Consider the following 16448-nt stretch of genomic DNA (forward strand, 5'->3'; position numbering starts at 1 on the left):
AACAGCCAGAAAGTCGAAACCGATCAGGTTGCCACCGCAATGCACGAAATGACCGCCACCGTGCAGGAAGTCGCGCGCAACGCCGAAGAGGCCTCAGAAGCTGCCGTCGCCGCCGACCAACAGGCCCGTGAAGGCGATAAAGTGGTGGGCGAGGCGATCGCTCAAATCGAACGCCTGGCAACCGAGGTCGGCAACTCCACTGAAGCGATGAGCCATCTCAAGCGCGAAAGCGACAAAATCGGCAGTGTGCTTGACGTGATCAAGTCGGTGGCACAACAGACTAACCTGCTGGCCCTCAACGCTGCCATCGAAGCCGCCCGCGCCGGTGAAGCAGGACGTGGCTTCGCCGTGGTGGCCGATGAAGTGCGCAGCCTCGCCCAGCGCACCCAGAAGTCCACCGAAGAAATCGAAGAGCTGATCGTCGGTCTGCAAAGCGGCACCCAGCAAGTCGCCAACATCATGGACAACAGCCGCAGCCTGACCGACAGCAGCGTCGAACTGACCCGACGCGCGGGGAGTTCGCTGACAAACATCACCCGCACCGTGTCAGCGATTCAGGCGATGAACCAGCAGATCGCCGCCGCTGCCGAGCAACAAAGCGCCGTGGCCGAAGAGATCAACCGCAGCGTGCTGAACGTGCGCGATGTCTCGGAACAGACCTCGGCCGCCAGTGAAGAGACCGCTGCTTCCAGCGTTGAGCTGGCTCGCTTGGGGACTCATCTGCAAATGTTGGTCGGGCGGTTCAGGACCTGAAGAACGAGCTGCTGTCACCACTACCTGGCAGTTCTGCCAGGTAGACATCGTTTTCTCGTCGGTAGAAGCTGGATCAATAGCCTGGCCACCTGAAGATGATCAATGCCCAACTCACATGACAGCTTATTAATCCGCTACCAATACGATGCGCTTGATCGGTTGGTAAGTTGCACCCCCAGCGGTCGGTCTCGTGTAGATCGCCTCTATCAAAAAGACCGATTAATTACAGAAATTCAAGGTTCCGTACAACGTCAGATATTTCAATGCGCAGACATGTTATTGGCGGAACTGCAGCAAGAGGAGGAAACCAGGCGCACTTCGTTACTAATGACCGATAAACAACGCTCGGTGTTACAAACTACCGATAGCAAGTCCGCCTATACGCCTTACGGTCATCGTCCGGTTGAAGGGGGATTAGCCAGCCTTCTGGGCTTCAATGGCGAACGTGCCGATCCAATCACCGGCCATTATTTATTGGGGAACGGACACCGGGCTTTCAATCCTGTACTCATGCGCTTCAACAGTCCGGATGGCTTGACTCCCTTTGGAAAAGGCGGCTTGAATGGCTATGCGTATTGCCAGGGAGATCCCGTTAATCGTATCGATCCCACAGGAAAATATTGGCAGGGATGGACATGGTTTGGGATGGGTGTTGCGGATTTCGTGGGCAGTTACCTGCTCCCCCACCTACCCAGGGTGGCGCCATTGCAACGGGCAGCACAGCGGATCCCGGTAGTCGGACGCACTGGCTTTGGGCAGGCCTCCAAGGGAATAGCAACAATAAGCGGGCTTGCTGCGACGGTACTTTTTCCGGTCATGACCGCCTTTGAAATTAAAAAACCTGAATCATCGGCAAATGATCGATTCATGATCGCTATGGCAGCGCTTTCGGCAGTTGCTTTTATCAGTGGTGCCGGCGTCGTCCTGCACAAACTTGCCCGACCGGCGACAGTTCTGTCGCGGACATCTTCTCTAGCCCAATTGCCAGCCCCACGCCTGACACGATCCCAGTCTCAACCCAATATTGGTCATAACTTTGGCAGTGAATCTCCTATGCCAGTCTCGAATACGAATTTAGATAAATTCAATTTGATGAAGAGGTTTGATCAGGGTGAGTTCAGGTCCGGATCGGGAGTAGTTCAAAACTCCACCTCGATCCGAAGAAACAGCCGCCAAGAACCCCTTAGGAGACGTTCATTATCCGCCTGAAGAAGATGACAGAACCTGCATGTCACCCAAAGGTTAAGCGCGTGACATAGATCTACAACACCTGTCGCAAAAACGCCTGAGCCCGCAAATCCTTCGGCAAAGCAAAGAACTCCTCAGGCGGGGAATCTTCCAGCAGTTTGCCGTGGTCGAAGAACAGCACCCGATCTGCCACTTCCCGGGCGAAGCCCATTTCGTGGGTCACGCAGACCATGGTCATGCCTTCCAGGGCCAGGGTTTTCATTACGTCGAGGACTTCGCCGACCATTTCCGGGTCGAGCGCCGAGGTTGGCTCATCGAACAACATCACCTTGGGCTCCATGGCCAACGCCCGGGCTATCGCCACGCGTTGTTGCTGGCCGCCGGAAAGGCGTGACGGAAATTCGTTGGCCTTCTGCGCGATGCCGACCTTTTCCAGCAACACCCGAGCCTTGGCCTCGCGCTCTTGCTTGCCGCGCTTGCGCACGACTTTCTGCGCAAGGCAAAGGTTTTCCAGCACGGTCATATGCGGGAACAGGTTGAAATGCTGGAAGACCATGCCGACTTCACGGCGGTAGGCGTTGACGTCGGTTTTCGGGTTGGACAGTTCCAGGCCGTCGATGCTGACGGAGCCCGAGTCGAACGCCTCCAGACCGTTCAGGCAGCGCAGGAAGGTCGATTTGCCGGAGCCGGACGGGCCAATCACCACCAGCACTTCGCCCTTGGCCACTTGGGTGGTGACGCTATCCACCGCGCGGACCACCTGTCCACGGGTGTCGAAGACTTTAACCAGATCGCGGACTTCAATCACTTTGCGCGAGCCTCCGCTCAAGCCGGCTGGCGACTTTCGACAGCGGCAGGTTGATCAACAAATACAGGCCCGCCACGCAGAACAGAATCTCAAATGGCGAGAACGAGGTCGTGATAACTTCCCGACCGCTTTTGAGCAGCTCGGTAATGGCGATCACCGACACCAGCGAGGTGTCCTTGACCAGACTGATGAACTGCCCGGCCAGCGGCGGCAGAACGCGTTTGAAGGCCTGCGGCAAGACCACATGGCGCATCGACTGACCAGCGCTCAAACCCAGCGAACGTGCGGCTTCATTCTGGCCACGGGCAATCGACTGTACGCCCGAGCGGACGATTTCAGCCACATAGGCGCCGGTGAACAGCGACAACGCCGCAATTGCGGCGAACTCGCGGGAGAGGTTCAGCACCGTACCGATGAAGAAGTAGAAGATGAATACCTGCACCAGCAACGGCGTACCGCGCACCAGTTCGACATAAATCGTCGACAGATCGCGCAGGGTCGGGTTGTTCGACAGCCGGCAGAGGCCGGTAGCCAGGCCGATCAACAGCCCAAGCAGACCTGAGACCAGCGAAAGCCACAAAGTGGTCCACAAGCCCCACAGCAGCGGCCCGGCCGCCCAATGGCGGGTGACACCAATCACGTCGCCTTCGGCCACGTCATCGCCGCGGGCGAATTGCAGGCTGTTGTCGTCGACGGTCAGCTGCTGTTCTTCACCTGCGTCGTTGCGCAGGGTGACTTGAGCCTTGTCGCCTGTGCGCACCAGTTCGCTGACGGTGGAGATGTCCGCCGCCCGCCGGGACTCTTCGGCGTGGTAGGCGAAGTATTGCGGTACGCGGTTCCAGCGCCATTCATAGGACATCAGCGAGGTGGCATAGTACAACGCGCCGGCCAGGCCGATCAGCACCAGCACGGTCAATACGTGCCAGGGCCATTGGGCTTTTTTCTGTTTCATTCTGAGACTCGACTCTGATTGATCGTTCCCACGCTGCATGGGAACACCGCTCAGGACGCTCAGCGTCCTTTCGCAGGCGTGACGCGGAGCGTCACAGGATGCATTCCCACGCAAAAGCGTGGGAACGATCATCGACTGGGTGTTATTCCATATCCTTGAGCCAGGCGGTCTCTTTGAACCACTTGTCATGGATGCGATCGTAAGTGCCGTCTTCGTGGATCTGGTGCAGGAAGTTGTTGATGAAGTTGATGCTGTCGTAATCACCCTTCTTCAGACCGAAGGCCAGCGGCTCGTAGGTGAACGGCTTATCGAGGAATACCAGTTTGCCGTTACCGACTTTGTTCACCGCGACAACGTTGTAAGGCGCGTCGTAAATGAAGGCGTCAGCCTTGCCGTTGACCACGTCGAGTACCGCTTCTTGCTCGTTGTCGTAGCCGTGGTATTTGGCTTGGGATATCAGCTTCCTGGCGACCAATTCGCCAGTAGTGCCCAGCTTGGAGGTGATGCGGTAGTCGGCAGTGTTCAGGTCTTTATAGGACTTGATGGTGCCTTCCAGCTCCTTGCGGATCAGCAGCGTCTGGCCAACCACGATGAAGGGTTCGCTGAAGTTCAGGCGCAGGTTGCGTTCCTGGGTCAGGGTCATGCCGCTGCCGATCATGTCGAACTTGTCGGTCAGCAGGGCCGGGATGATGCCGTCATAGCCGGTGGAAACCATCTCCAGCTTGACTCCCATGGCCTTGGCCATGGCTTTGAGCAGGTCGACCTCGAAGCCGATGATCTCGCCGCGCTTGTTAGTCATTTCGAACGGCATGTAAGTCGGGTCCATGCCGACTTTCAGCGTGCCGCGCTTGACCGCGTCATCGATGGCACCGGCATGAGCGGCGTTGACTGACACCATTGCCGTGACGCCAAGCAGCAGCATCGATAGATACTTCTTCATCATCAAGTCCCCTGAACCCTTTTTTTGAGGCGCGCAAAAAGCAGATTTTCGTTAGAAAACCGTCAGATACGAACAATAAGCTGTCCGGGCGCACCAATTCGGGGAGCGATCCTAACTCACTCGTTTGTTTGCACAAGGGTTTAAGGAGGATTTGTTATCGCAGGTTGGCAGAAACAGGAAAGACGCGGGAAGAGATGCTGAGCGCAATGATCGTTCCCACGCGGGAGCGTGGGAACGATCAGACGATCAAACGCGACAAACAAAAAAACCCCGCTTCTTCTCAGGAGCGGGGCTTTTCATCAGGCCGGCTGTACTTCAGCAGACAGCGGTTTCAACGGTAGCAACGGAGCATGCGGATCGGCTTCGATCGACTGGCGCCAGGCGCCAAGCCATTCGGCATGACCTTCGCTCCAGACCTGCTCATGCAAGCGAGCCAACGCAACCGGATCGCTGAGCAGCGCCACACGCTCGTTATTATTGAGCGCCGCAGGGCCGGCTTTCAGCGCGTGACGCACTCGCTCGATACGCAACCACTCGATCGGCTCGGCCTGACCGTGACGGGCAGTGGCCAGGGCGCAAGCCAGGGCATTCTGCTGCGGGTCGACCACTGCCCGAACAAAGCCGTCGTTCAGCGCATGCCAACGGTTTTCGTGGGTGTACCGATCAGTCGCCAGCAAGGCCTGTGGCGGTGCGTATTCCTCAGGGATCAGGAACAGGCTTTCATCACGGGACTTGAGGCCCAACTTGACCCGGCTGGAAATCACCGAGACCGGAATCGACAGCATCAGCGAACCGACAATCGGCACCAGCCACCAGAGAAAGCTTGGGTTTAGCCAAACCACCAGCAATGCCCAGAAAAAGCCCAGCAAGGTTTGCGGACCATGACGGCGCACCGCTTCGCTCCACGGCGTGGAATCGTCGTCACGTTGCGGGGAGTTCCAGGTCGCAGCCCAACCGAGGAACGCGGCGAGAACGAAGCGAGTGTGGAAAATCATCCGCACCGGTGCCAACAGCATGGAGAACAGCATCTCCAACAGCATCGACAGGGTGACCTTGAACTTGCCACCGAACTCTTTCGCGCCCTTGGCCCAGATCAGGATGATGCTCAGCAACTTCGGCAGAAACAGCAGCACGATCGTCGTCGAGAACAGCGCGACGGCCTTGTCCGGGTGCCATTGCGGCCACAGCGGATAGAGCTGTCGAGGCTCCATGAAGTACTGCGGTTCCATCAGCGTGTTGACCGCCAGCAAGGCCGTCGAGAGCACCAGGAAGAAAAACCACAACGGCGCCGACAGGTACGACATCACGCCGGTCAGGAACACCGCACGGTGCACCGGGTGCATGCCCTTGACCAGGAACAGCCGGAAGTTCATCAGGTTGCCGTGACACCAGCGACGATCACGCTTGAGTTCGTCCAGCAGGTTCGGCGGCAGTTCTTCATAACTGCCGGGCAAGTCGTAGGCAATCCATACGCCCCAGCCGGCACGGCGCATCAGCGCAGCTTCGACGAAGTCGTGAGAGAGGATCGCACCCGCGAACGCGCCTTTACCGGGCAATGGCGCCAGGGCGCAATGCTCGATGAACGGTTTCATGCGGATGATTGCGTTGTGCCCCCAGTAGTGGGACTCACCCAACTGCCAGAAGTGCAGGCCAGCGGTAAACAGCGGGCCATAAACGCGGGTCGCGAACTGCTGCATGCGTGCATACAGCGTGTCCATGCCCGAAGCACGCGGCGCGGTCTGAATAATCCCGGCGTCCGGCGTGGCTTCCATCAAGCGCACCAGGCTAGTCAGGCATTCGCCACTCATTACGCTGTCGGCGTCGAGCACCACCATGTACTTGTAATCACCGCCCCAACGACGGCAGAAGTCGTCGAGGTTGCCGCTCTTGCGTTTGACCCGACGGCGACGGCGGCGATAGAAGATCCGCCCGAAGCCTTTGGCTTCGCGGCAGACGTCTAGCCAGGCCTGCTGTTCGGCAACGCAGATGTCGCTGTCGTTACTGTCGCTGAGGACGAAGAAGTCGAAGCGATCCAGGTCACCAGTCGCTGCAACCGACTCGAAAGTCGCTCGCAAACCGGCGAATACACGCGGCACATCTTCATTGCAGATCGGCATGACCAGCGCGGTGCGGGCTTCTTTGGGAATCGGCTCGTCACCAGCACTGGCGCCGGATATACGGTATTTGTCATGCCCGGTGAGCAACTCGAGGAAGCCCATCAGTGCAGTCCAGAAACCCGCCGATACCCAGCAGAACAGAATCCCGAACAGAACCAGGATGCTGGATTGCAGCGCGTACGGCAGCACTTGGGTGGCGGTTTGGATAAGCGGTTGATGCAAGACTTCGTTCAGATCGACGAATGACCAGCCTTGGTACGGCATGATGCCTTTCATGTACCAGCCGGCGACGATGGTCTGGCCGAGCATCAGTGTCAGCAAAATGTAGCGACGGATCGAACCCACCGTGCGCCAGCGGGCAGCCGGCAACACACGCTCGTCGATCTTGGGTGCCGGCGGGTTGGTGCGCCCGGTCAGACGACGCCAGACGCGCACCAGAATATTGGTGCGCCACGGCTCCGGTACGACCTTGGTCCGGCGAATCGGCGGAGTCGCCTTGAGGCACACCCGACCGCTGGCGTCGACCGCCAACATCTCGGCCTCCTCCAGTTCTTGCGCGGAATTCAAGGTCAAGCGGCGACCCACCGAGGCTTGTGCAGCCCCGGCAGGCGCGTCGAAAGTCGAGGACGACAGACGTTCATGCAACTCGGTGAATGATTTGCAGCCCGCAAGTTCCGCGCGCTGCGCATCGTTCATCGGCAGGTGCGCCAGGTACTCGGCAAGTGTCTCTGGTTGTATTTGAGAATTACTCATCGGCAGGCAACTGGTAGCTCCAGGTCTCGGTCAAGACTTGTTCGGTTTTTACCGATTCCGGTGTGGCAGGGGCCGCTTCGGCAGCCGCTGGCTGCTTGGCGTCTTTTTCTTTCTTCTCGACTTTCTCTTGTTGCCTGGCGGCGATTTTGTCGGCCTTGGCAACGGAAGAGTTAGCCGTCGCAGCCGAAGCCTTGACCGGCTCGGCAGCCACGATGTTCTTGACCAGAGCGGCGCGCATTTCAGTGGACTTGTTCGGGTCCTTGATTTTCATGCGCAAGGTCAGGCGCCAGCCTTGGGTCTCCGGGTTGTAGCGAACGCTGTTTTCCACCAGCTCGGCATTATCGCCGACGCTGACCTGACTGCGAACCGGTGTATCTTCAGGCAGAGCCTTGAGGGTCGGGCCGACGAAGTCCACCAGATAAGCGACGCTGCCGTCTGGCTGACGGATCAGGTTGGACTGCTTCACGTCACCGGTAGAGCGCAGGGTCTGCTGGACCCAGGCACTGTCGGCCGAGTGCAATGCAGCTTCGTCGATGGTCCAGTGCAGACGGTAGGCGAAGTCCAGCGGCTGGCCTGGCTCAGGCAGCTTTTCCGGGCTCCAGAAAGCAACGATGTTGTCGTTGGTTTCGTCCGCGGTCGGAATTTCGACCAGGTCAACAGTGCCTTTGCCCCAGTCGCCTTTTGGCTCGATCCAGGCACTTGGGCGCTTGTCGTAGCGGTCATCGAGGTCTTCGTAGTGGCTGAAGTCACGGCCACGTTGCAGCAAGCCAAAACCACGCGGGTTCTCAACCGAGAAATTGCTCACGGCCAGATGTTTCGGGTTGTTCAGTGGACGCCAGATCCATTCACCATTACCGGCATGGATCGACAGACCGCTGGAGTCGTGCAGTTCGCGACGATAGTTAAGTACTTTCGACGGCTGGTTGGCACCGAACAGGTACATGCTGGTCAGCGGCGCAACACCGAGCTTGGTGACCTTGTCACGCAGGAACATCTGCGCCTTGACGTCGACGATAGTGTCGCTGCCCGGACGCAGGATCAGCCGGTAGGCACCGGTCGCGCGAGGCGAATCCAGCAGGGCGTAGATCACCAGGTGCTTGTCGGTCGGCTTGGGCTGCTGAATCCAGAACTCGGTGAAGCGCGGGAACTCTTCACCGGACGGCAGCGCAGTGTCGATGGCCATGCCGCGGGCGGACAAGCCGTAGGTGTGCCCTTTACCGACGACGCGGAAGTAACTCGCGCCGAGCATGGTCATGATTTCGTCTTGCTTTTCGGCCTTGTTGATCGGATACAGCACACGGAAACCGGCATAACCCAGTTGCTCGGTGGCCTTTGGATCGACTTTGACGTCGCCGAAATCGAAACGACTCGAGTCGTACTTGATCTCTTCGACGGAGTTGGCGCCGATTTCGTTGATTTTCACCGGCGTGTCGAAGTGCATGCCCTGGTGATAGAACGACAGCTTGAACGGGGTTTTCTGATCGGCCCATTCGGCTTTTTCGGTGCGGAAACGTATTTTCTGGTAATCCGCGAATTTCATTTCCCGAAATTCGTTCGGCAGGTTACTGCGCGGGGCTTCGTACTTCTGCCCGGCCAGCTCTTTGGCCTTGGCCGATACATCATCCAGATTGAATGCCCAAAGCTGGCCGGCGCTGAGCAGGCAAAGCAGTGCAGAGCCCGTCATCAGTGCGTTACGTAACCGTTTGGCAGACAATTTTGGTGCATTACAGGGACTAACAATCACGAGCAACCCTCGCCGAAAACAGATCAAAAAACCAACGGCCAGACCAGGTGGCCTGTGTGGTCAGTCTCGTTTGCCTATTTCGGCGCCAGGAATCCAGATACTGCGTTGCTGCTCCTCGCCATAGCGGGCTATGACTGGTCGCAACGCCTTGTCTCTGACTCCCTGACATCCGAAATATTGCTAACAAACTAACCGTACAAGCCACTCATGCCAGGTTGGCGAGCATTATTCCGACTCCGCAGGGGCGAAATGATTCCCCAAACGGTCCAGGACAAGTCTCTACCTAAGTCAAAATGGACCAACGAACGCTGATCCCCGTAGCGCGCGATTATCTAGTAGGCCGCGTTACAACGCATCAGGGGTAACAAAGTATTTATCGCGAAAAACCCCTGTTTTCGGCCAAAAAGAGCTTAAAGAGATATTTCAAGCGCTTTCAGGTCTGTAACAGGAAGGTTACCGGGCCATCATTGACCAAATGCACCTGCATGTCTGCGCCAAATCTTCCCGATGCCACATTGCTATGCAATTGTTGCGCCTTGGCTAATAAATAGCCAAAAAGCTCTTCTCCCAATGCCGGAGGGGCCGCGGTAGAAAAGCTCGGGCGCAAACCGTTTTTGGTATCGGCAGCCAGGGTGAACTGCGACACCAGCAGCAAACCGCCGCCGACATCGGCCAACGACAAGTTCATCTTGCCCTCGGCATCACTGAACACCCGATAGTTGAGCAGCTTATGCAGCAATTTGTCGGCGCTGGCCCGGGTATCCTCGGGTTCGACCGCCACCAGCACCAGCAAACCCTGGTCGACCGCGCCAACGATTTCCCCCGCCACTTCGACTCGCGCACCACGCACGCGCTGGAGCAGGCCCTTCATGCTTCTTCAGGCGGCAGGTCGAGCAAGCGACGGGCCATTTTGTTGGCCGCGCGCACCAGCGCATCGGTAATTCCCGATTCGGATGCCGCGTGACCAGCATCGCGAATGATCAGCAATTCGCTGTTCGGCCAGGCTTGATGCAGTTCCCAGGCGTTATCCAACGGACAGATCACATCGTAGCGGCCATGGACGATCACACCCGGCAAGTGAGCGATCTTCTGCATGTCGCGGATCAACTGGTTGGGCTCAAGGAAGGCATTGTTAGTGAAATAGTGGCACTCGATCCGGGCAATCGACAGCGCGCGCTGCGGTTCGGAAAAGCGCTCGACTACCATCGGGTTGGGACGCAAGGTTGCAGTACGACCTTCCCATGTCGACCAGGCTTTGGCCGCGTGCATCTGGGCGATCTGGTCATTGCCGGTCAGACGTTTATGGAAAGCGCCGAGCAGGTCGTCGCGCTCATCCAATGGAATCGGCGCCAGGTAGTCTTGCCAGTAATCCGGGAACATGCGGCTGGCACCGGCCTGGTAGAACCATTCGATTTCCTGCGGACGGCAGAGAAAGATCCCGCGCAGAATCAGCCCGTGGACCCGCTCCGGATGAGTTTGCGCGTAAGCCAGCGCCAGGGTCGAGCCCCAGGAGCCTCCGAACAACACCCATTTTTCGATACCTAAATGCTGGCGAATCCGCTCAAGGTCAGCGACCAGATCCCAGGTAGTGTTGTTTTCAAGGCTGGCGTGAGGTGTCGAACGACCGCAACCGCGCTGATCGAAGGTGACGATGCGATACAGGTTCGGGTCGAAAAAACAACGGCTTTGCGCATCGCATCCGGCCCCTGGCCCGCCGTGGATGAACACCACCGGCAAACCTTCCGGTGAACCACTTTCGTCGACATACAGTACATGTGGCTTATCGACGGCCAGATCGTGCCGGGCGTAGGGTTTGATCTGCGGGTACAAAGTCTGCATTGCGCACTCCGTATGGGGTCGAGGTCATCCCTGGGGGGACTTCTATTATTCTGCCGTCCGGCATCATAAACCCGAATTGTGCAATGAGCATGTCCTTGGAGAAATTGGGGGGGGTGTTTGACTCGACCGATCGTTCCCACGCAGAGCGTGGGAACGATCTTTCAAATCTATCCGCGGTAGTGCTTCTGCCCCCAATCCAGCAATCCTTGCAACAATTGCTTGAGCACCACCTGAGTCGGCACGGCCAGATCAGGGCGGTAGCGGAACGGCTCGACCTCTTCCATATAAGTGCACTGCGCCAGCTCCAGTTGCACGGCATGGATGTTTTCGGCCGGGTTACCGTAATGCCTTGTGATATGCCCACCCTTGAAGCGCCCGTTGAGCACATGGCTGTAGTCCGGATGCCGGGCGCAGATGGCTGCCAGTTGCGTAGCCAACTGTGGATCGCAACTGGCGCCGTTGAAGGTGCCAAGGTTGAAGTCCGGCAGTTGCCCTTCGAACAAATGCGGGATCACTGAGCGGATCGAGTGCGCATCAAACAACAGTGCATAACCGAACTCGGCTTTCAGCCGCGCCAGCTCTTGTTGCAAGGTGCTGTGATACGGCGTCCAGACCTGCTCAAGATAACGCGCACGTTCCTCGGCGGACGGCTCAAGTCCTTCGCGGAACAATGGCACGCCGTCGAACAGCGTCGCCGGATACAAACCGGTGGTAGCGCCGACATACAAAGGCTTGTCGTCGGAAGGCCGGTTCAGGTCGATAACGAACCGTGAGTACTCGGCGGCCAGGGTGCTGGCGCCCAACTCTTGCGCGAACTGGTAGAGCTGCGGGATATGCCAGTCGGTATCCGGCAGGCTTTGCGCCTCGGGAATAAGCCCGGCTTCTACTGCCGGGCTCAGACGCACGCCAGCATGGGGCATGCTGATCAGCAACGGCACTCGGCCTTGTTTGAAGTTCAGAACCTTATCCACTGCCATTCTCCTAAAACGTGACTTCAACGCCGTGACGCACGACGCGTTTATCCAGGTCACCGCCCAGCCAATACGCCAGGTCTGCCGGACGATCGATCTGCCAAGCGACGAAATCCGCCACTTTGCCGACTTCCAGCGAGCCATGGGTCTGATCCATGCCCAGCGCAGTGGCCGCATGAATGGTCGCACCCGCCAGAGCCTCTTCCGGGGTCATGCGAAAGCACGTGCAAGCCATGTTCAGCATCAGCCGCACCGACAGCGCCGGCGAGGTGCCGGGGTTGAGGTCGCTGGCGATGGCGATTTTCACGCCGTGTTTGCGCAAGGCGTCCATCGGCGGCAGCCGGGTTTCGCGCAGAAAGTAGAACGCTCCCGGCAACAGCACTGCGACAGTGCCAGACTTGGCCATGGCGATGGCGTCGTCTTCGGTCATGAACTCCAGATGGTCAGCCGACAACGCGTGATAGCGCGCCGCCAGGCTCGACCCATGCAGGGAGGACAACTGCTCGGCATGCAATTTCACCGGCAAACCGAGGTTCTGCGCGGCGATGAACACCCGCTCGACCTGTTCCGGCGAAAACGCCAGGTATTCGCAAAACGCGTCAACCGCATCCACCAACCCTTCGGCGGCGAGCGCCGGAAGCATTTCGCTGCAGATGTGCTCGATGTAATCGTCGGCGCGGTCCGCATATTCCGGTGGCAAGGCGTGGGCAGCCAGACAGGTGCTGCGCACACTGACCGGCAATTGAGCACCGAGACGGCGGATCACCCGCAGGATCTTGCGCTCACTGGCCAGATCCAGGCCATAGCCGGACTTGATCTCGACACTGGTGACGCCGTCGCGCAGCAAGCTCTTCAAGCGTTTATGCGCGCTGGCGAACAATTCATCCTCGCTGGCCGCCCGGGTCGCACGCACGGTGCTGGCAATGCCACCGCCAGCGGCGGCGATTTCGGCATAGCTAACGCCTTGCAAGCGCTGCTCGAACTCGCCGCTGCGATTGCCACCGAACACTGTGTGGGTGTGGCAGTCGATCAGACCCGGCGTGACCCAGGCACCCGCGAGGTCATGCACCTCGGGGTATTCACCGGCCGGCAGTTCACTGCGCGGGCCGATCCACTCTATGTGCGCTCCTGACGTCACGATGGCGGCATCCTCGATGATCGAGTAGTTACCCTGCGCCATGCTTGCGACGTGGCAGTGTTGCCAGAGAGTTTTCATCCCAGGCCTCCGTTAGGTTATCGATGAGACAAAGAAAGGTCGTTGGAAACCTGTACCGCCTGCCCTGCGGCTGGCTTGACCCACAACAGGTAGGCCAGTACCAGCAGGGCAATCCACACCAGGCCGACGATCAAGGCTGCCTGAGTATCCGGGAAGTAGCCAAGCACACCGAATATAAACGCCATGAAGACGATCGCCGCCATCGGCGCATACGGCCAGAACGGCACCGGGAACTTCAGTTGTGCGACTTCAGCCGGGCTCATGGAGCGACGCATTGCCACCTGAGTGACCAGAATCATCAACCAGACCCAGACCGTGGCAAAGGTCGCAATCGAGGCGATCAGCATGAACACGTTTTCCGGAATCAGGTAGTTCAGCAGCACACCACCGAGCAAGGCTGCGCTCATAACCACCACCGTCATCCATGGCACGCCATGGCGCGACAACTGGCCAAAGCCCTTCGGCGCCTGACCTTGCTGGGCCAGACCGTACATCATGCGGCCCGCACCAAAGATGTCACTGTTGATGGCCGAGACCGCCGACGAGATCACCACGATATTGAGGATAGTTGCGGCCGAGCTGATCCCCAGATGGTCAAAAATCTGCACGAACGGACTGCCCTGGCTACCGATCTGCTGCCATGGGTAGATCGCCATCAGCACGAACATGGTCAGCACGTAGAACAGCAGAATCCGCAAGGGAACGGCGTTGATCGCCTTTGGCAGGACATGCTGCGGGTCTTTCGCTTCACCGGCGGTCACGCCGATGATTTCGATGCCGCCGAACGCAAACATCACCACTGCGAACGAAGCGATCAAGCCGCCGACACCGTTGGGCATAAAGCCGCCCTGGGTCCAGAGGTTGCTGATTCCCGTGATCTGCGAGCTCGGCGAGCTGCTGATGCCGAACACAATAATGCCGAGTCCGCCGAGGATCATCGCGATGATGGCGCCGACTTTGAGCAGCGACAGCCAGAACTCCATTTCACCGAAGACTTTGACGTTGCACAGGTTCAGCCCGCCGATCAGGAACACAATGCCGAGCACCCAGATCCAGCGCGCGACTTCCGGAAACCAGAAGCCCATGTAGATGCCGAAGGCCGTTACGTCGGCAAGCCCGACGATGACCATTTCAAACGCGTAGGTCCAACCGAGAATAAAGCCCGCCATCGGCCCCAGGTAAGTACTGGCGTACTGACCGAAAGAACCGGAAACAGGGTTATGCACGGCCATCTCACCGAGGGCGCGCATGACCATAAACACCGCCGCGCCACCAATCAGGTACGCCAGCAATACCGCAGGACCGGCCATTTGAATGGCCGAGGCAGAACCGTAAAAAAGCCCGGTGCCGATTGCCGACCCCAGCGCCATGAAACGAATATGGCGAGCCGATAGCCCGCGTTTCAAGCCTTTTGCTTGCTGCTGCATTTCTCGTCCTTAATTGTTTTTGTCGGAAAAGATCGTTCCCACGCTCCTGCGTGGGAATGCCTCATTGGACGCTCTGCGTCCGCTCTTGTGACGCAGAGCATCACGGGCTGCATTCCCACGCAGAGCGTGGGAACAATCAGCACCATCAGAGGCTAGGCAGCAATTTCGCCAACACCAGCTCGTTCAGGCAACGGCTCGCCAACAACTCGCTCGCAGCGTTGATGTCCGGAGCGAAGAAACGGTCTTTCTCGTAGAACGGTACTTTGCTGCGCAGGATGCCACGGGCTTCTTCAAGTTTGCTCGACGTCTTCAGACCGTCGCGCAGGTCCAGGCCCTGGCAAGCGGCGAGCCATTCCACAGCGAGGACGCCACGGGTGTTCTCGGCCATTTCCCAGAGACGTTTACCGGCGGCAGGCGCCATGGAAACGTGGTCTTCCTGGTTGGCCGAAGTCGGCAGGCTGTCGACCGAGTGCGGGTGCGCCAGTGCTTTGTTTTCGCTGGCCAATGCCGCAGCAGTCACCTGAGCGATCATGAAGCCGGAGTTAACCCCGCCGTTGGCCACCAGGAATGGCGGCAATTGCGACATGTGCTTGTCCATCATCAGCGAGATGCGGCGTTCGCTCAGCGAGCCGATTTCAGCGATAGCCAGCGCTATGTTGTCAGCGGCCATGGCCACTGGCTCAGCGTGGAAGTTACCACCGGAAATCACGTCGCCTTCAGCAGCGAACACCAACGGGTTATCCGACACTGCGTTGGATTCGATGCTCAGCACTTCGGCAGCCTGACGGAACTGGGTCAGGCAGGCGCCCATGACTTGTGGCTGACAGCGCAGGGAGTACGGGTCCTGAACTTTTTCGCAGTTCTGGTGGGAGTCGGAGACTTCGCTGCGCTCACCCAGCAGATCGCGATAAGCGGCAGCCGCGTCGATTTGACCGCGTTGACCGCGAGCGTCGTGAATCCGTGCGTCGAACGGCGAGCGCGAGCCCAGCACTGCTTCGACGCTCAAGCCGCCACAAGCCACTGCCGCAGCAAACAGATCTTCGCCTTCGAACAGGCCGCGCAGTGCGTAGGCGGTGGACACCTGGGTACCGTTGAGCAGCGCCAGACCTTCTTTGGCTGCCAAAGTCAGCGGTTGCAGACCGGCTTGCTTCAAGGCGCTCACAGCGTCCAGCCATTCACCTTTGTAGCGCGCCTTGCCTTCGCCCAGCAGTACCAACGACATATGGGCCAGTGGCGCCAGGTCGCCGGAAGCACCGACCGAACCTTTGAGAGGAATATGCGGGTACACCTCGGCGTTGATCAGTGCAATCAGCGCATCGATCACCTTGCGACGGATCCCGGAGAAACCACGGCTCAGGCTGTTGACCTTGAGGACCATGATCAGTCGCACCAGCGCGTCGCTGATTGGCACGCCCACACCGGCAGCGTGAGACAGCACCAGGGAGCGCTGGAGGTTTTCCAGGTCTTCGCTGGCGATGCGGGTTGAAGCCAGCAGACCGAAACCGGTGTTGATGCCGTAGGCGGTGCGGTTTTCGGCGAGGATTTGTTCCACGCAGGCGACGCTGGCTTCGATCTGTGCCGAGGCGCTTTCGTCAAGGCTGATGGTTACTGGCTGCTGATAGACAGCACGCAGTTGGGCAAGGGTCAGTTGACCTGGAATAAGGTTTAGCGCATTCATATTTATGCTCCTTTTGAGAGTTTTATTAACTAGCCAGTCGCTCCGGATGATTCCGTTGTCCG

13 protein-coding genes are annotated in these 16448 nt (G+C 58.6%); 2 read left to right on the forward strand and 11 right to left on the reverse strand.

What is annotated here, in order from left to right; genetic code table 11:
* The first annotated feature begins 39 nt into the window (after positions 1-39).
* Positions 40-753 carry a methyl-accepting chemotaxis protein gene (locus AC07W5_RS05345; RefSeq protein ID WP_494994482.1) on the forward strand — a complete coding sequence of 238 codons (714 nt, stop codon included), beginning with the start codon at positions 40-42 and terminating at the stop codon, positions 751-753.
* 102 nt (positions 754-855) lie between these two features.
* Complete coding sequence (locus AC07W5_RS05350) at positions 856-1962, forward strand: RHS repeat-associated core domain-containing protein (protein ID WP_495022913.1); 1107 nt, start codon at positions 856-858, stop codon at positions 1960-1962.
* 52 nt (positions 1963-2014) lie between these two features.
* Here AC07W5_RS05350 and AC07W5_RS05355 read toward each other — a convergent pair whose 3' ends face one another.
* From AC07W5_RS05355 to hutH, 11 genes are all read right to left on the reverse strand, one after another.
* Positions 2015-2749: an amino acid ABC transporter ATP-binding protein gene (locus AC07W5_RS05355; protein WP_495011047.1), complete on the reverse strand. Its 735-nt coding sequence runs from the start codon at positions 2747-2749 to the stop codon at positions 2015-2017.
* Positions 2742-3701: an amino acid ABC transporter permease gene (locus AC07W5_RS05360; protein WP_495011046.1), complete on the reverse strand. Its 960-nt coding sequence runs from the start codon at positions 3699-3701 to the stop codon at positions 2742-2744. Before AC07W5_RS05360 ends, AC07W5_RS05355 begins: the two co-directional genes overlap by 8 nt.
* Before the next feature lie 142 nt (positions 3702-3843).
* A complete protein-coding gene (locus AC07W5_RS05365; RefSeq protein ID WP_495011084.1) occupies positions 3844-4641 on the reverse strand; it encodes a transporter substrate-binding domain-containing protein in 798 nt (265 codons plus the stop codon).
* Positions 4642-4940: 299 nt separating this feature from the next.
* Positions 4941-7511, reverse strand: a complete 2571-nt coding sequence (gene mdoH, locus AC07W5_RS05370; RefSeq protein ID WP_495011045.1) for a glucans biosynthesis glucosyltransferase MdoH — start codon at positions 7509-7511, stop codon at positions 4941-4943.
* Complete coding sequence (locus AC07W5_RS05375) at positions 7504-9255, reverse strand: glucan biosynthesis protein G (protein WP_495011044.1); 1752 nt, start codon at positions 9253-9255, stop codon at positions 7504-7506. The genes mdoH and AC07W5_RS05375 overlap by 8 nt, the downstream gene beginning before the upstream one ends.
* Before the next feature lie 433 nt (positions 9256-9688).
* Positions 9689-10126, reverse strand: coding sequence for a D-aminoacyl-tRNA deacylase (gene dtd / locus AC07W5_RS05380; RefSeq protein ID WP_495011043.1), 438 nt, complete (start codon positions 10124-10126; stop codon positions 9689-9691).
* Entirely contained in the window at positions 10123-11094 is a 972-nt protein-coding gene (pip, locus tag AC07W5_RS05385; protein ID WP_494994319.1) for a prolyl aminopeptidase, read from the reverse strand. The genes dtd and pip overlap by 4 nt, the downstream gene beginning before the upstream one ends.
* Before the next feature lie 167 nt (positions 11095-11261).
* Positions 11262-12065, reverse strand: a complete 804-nt coding sequence (gene hutG / locus AC07W5_RS05390; RefSeq protein WP_494994320.1) for an N-formylglutamate deformylase — start codon at positions 12063-12065, stop codon at positions 11262-11264.
* Positions 12066-12075: 10 nt separating this feature from the next.
* On the reverse strand, positions 12076-13281 hold the full coding sequence (gene hutI / locus AC07W5_RS05395) for an imidazolonepropionase (protein WP_494994321.1): 1206 nt from the start codon (positions 13279-13281) through the stop codon (positions 12076-12078).
* A 17-nt stretch (positions 13282-13298) separates the two neighbouring features.
* The gene (locus AC07W5_RS05400) at positions 13299-14708 is read right to left on the reverse strand and encodes an amino acid permease (RefSeq protein ID WP_494994322.1); all 1410 of its coding nucleotides are present in this window, start codon (positions 14706-14708) and stop codon (positions 13299-13301) included.
* A gap of 145 nt (positions 14709-14853) precedes the next feature.
* Positions 14854-16386 carry a histidine ammonia-lyase gene (gene hutH / locus AC07W5_RS05405; protein WP_494994323.1) on the reverse strand — a complete coding sequence of 511 codons (1533 nt, stop codon included), beginning with the start codon at positions 16384-16386 and terminating at the stop codon, positions 14854-14856.
* Positions 16387-16448 lie beyond the last annotated feature (62 nt).

The organism is Pseudomonas sp. GW821-FHT01E05 (assembly GCF_059422425.1).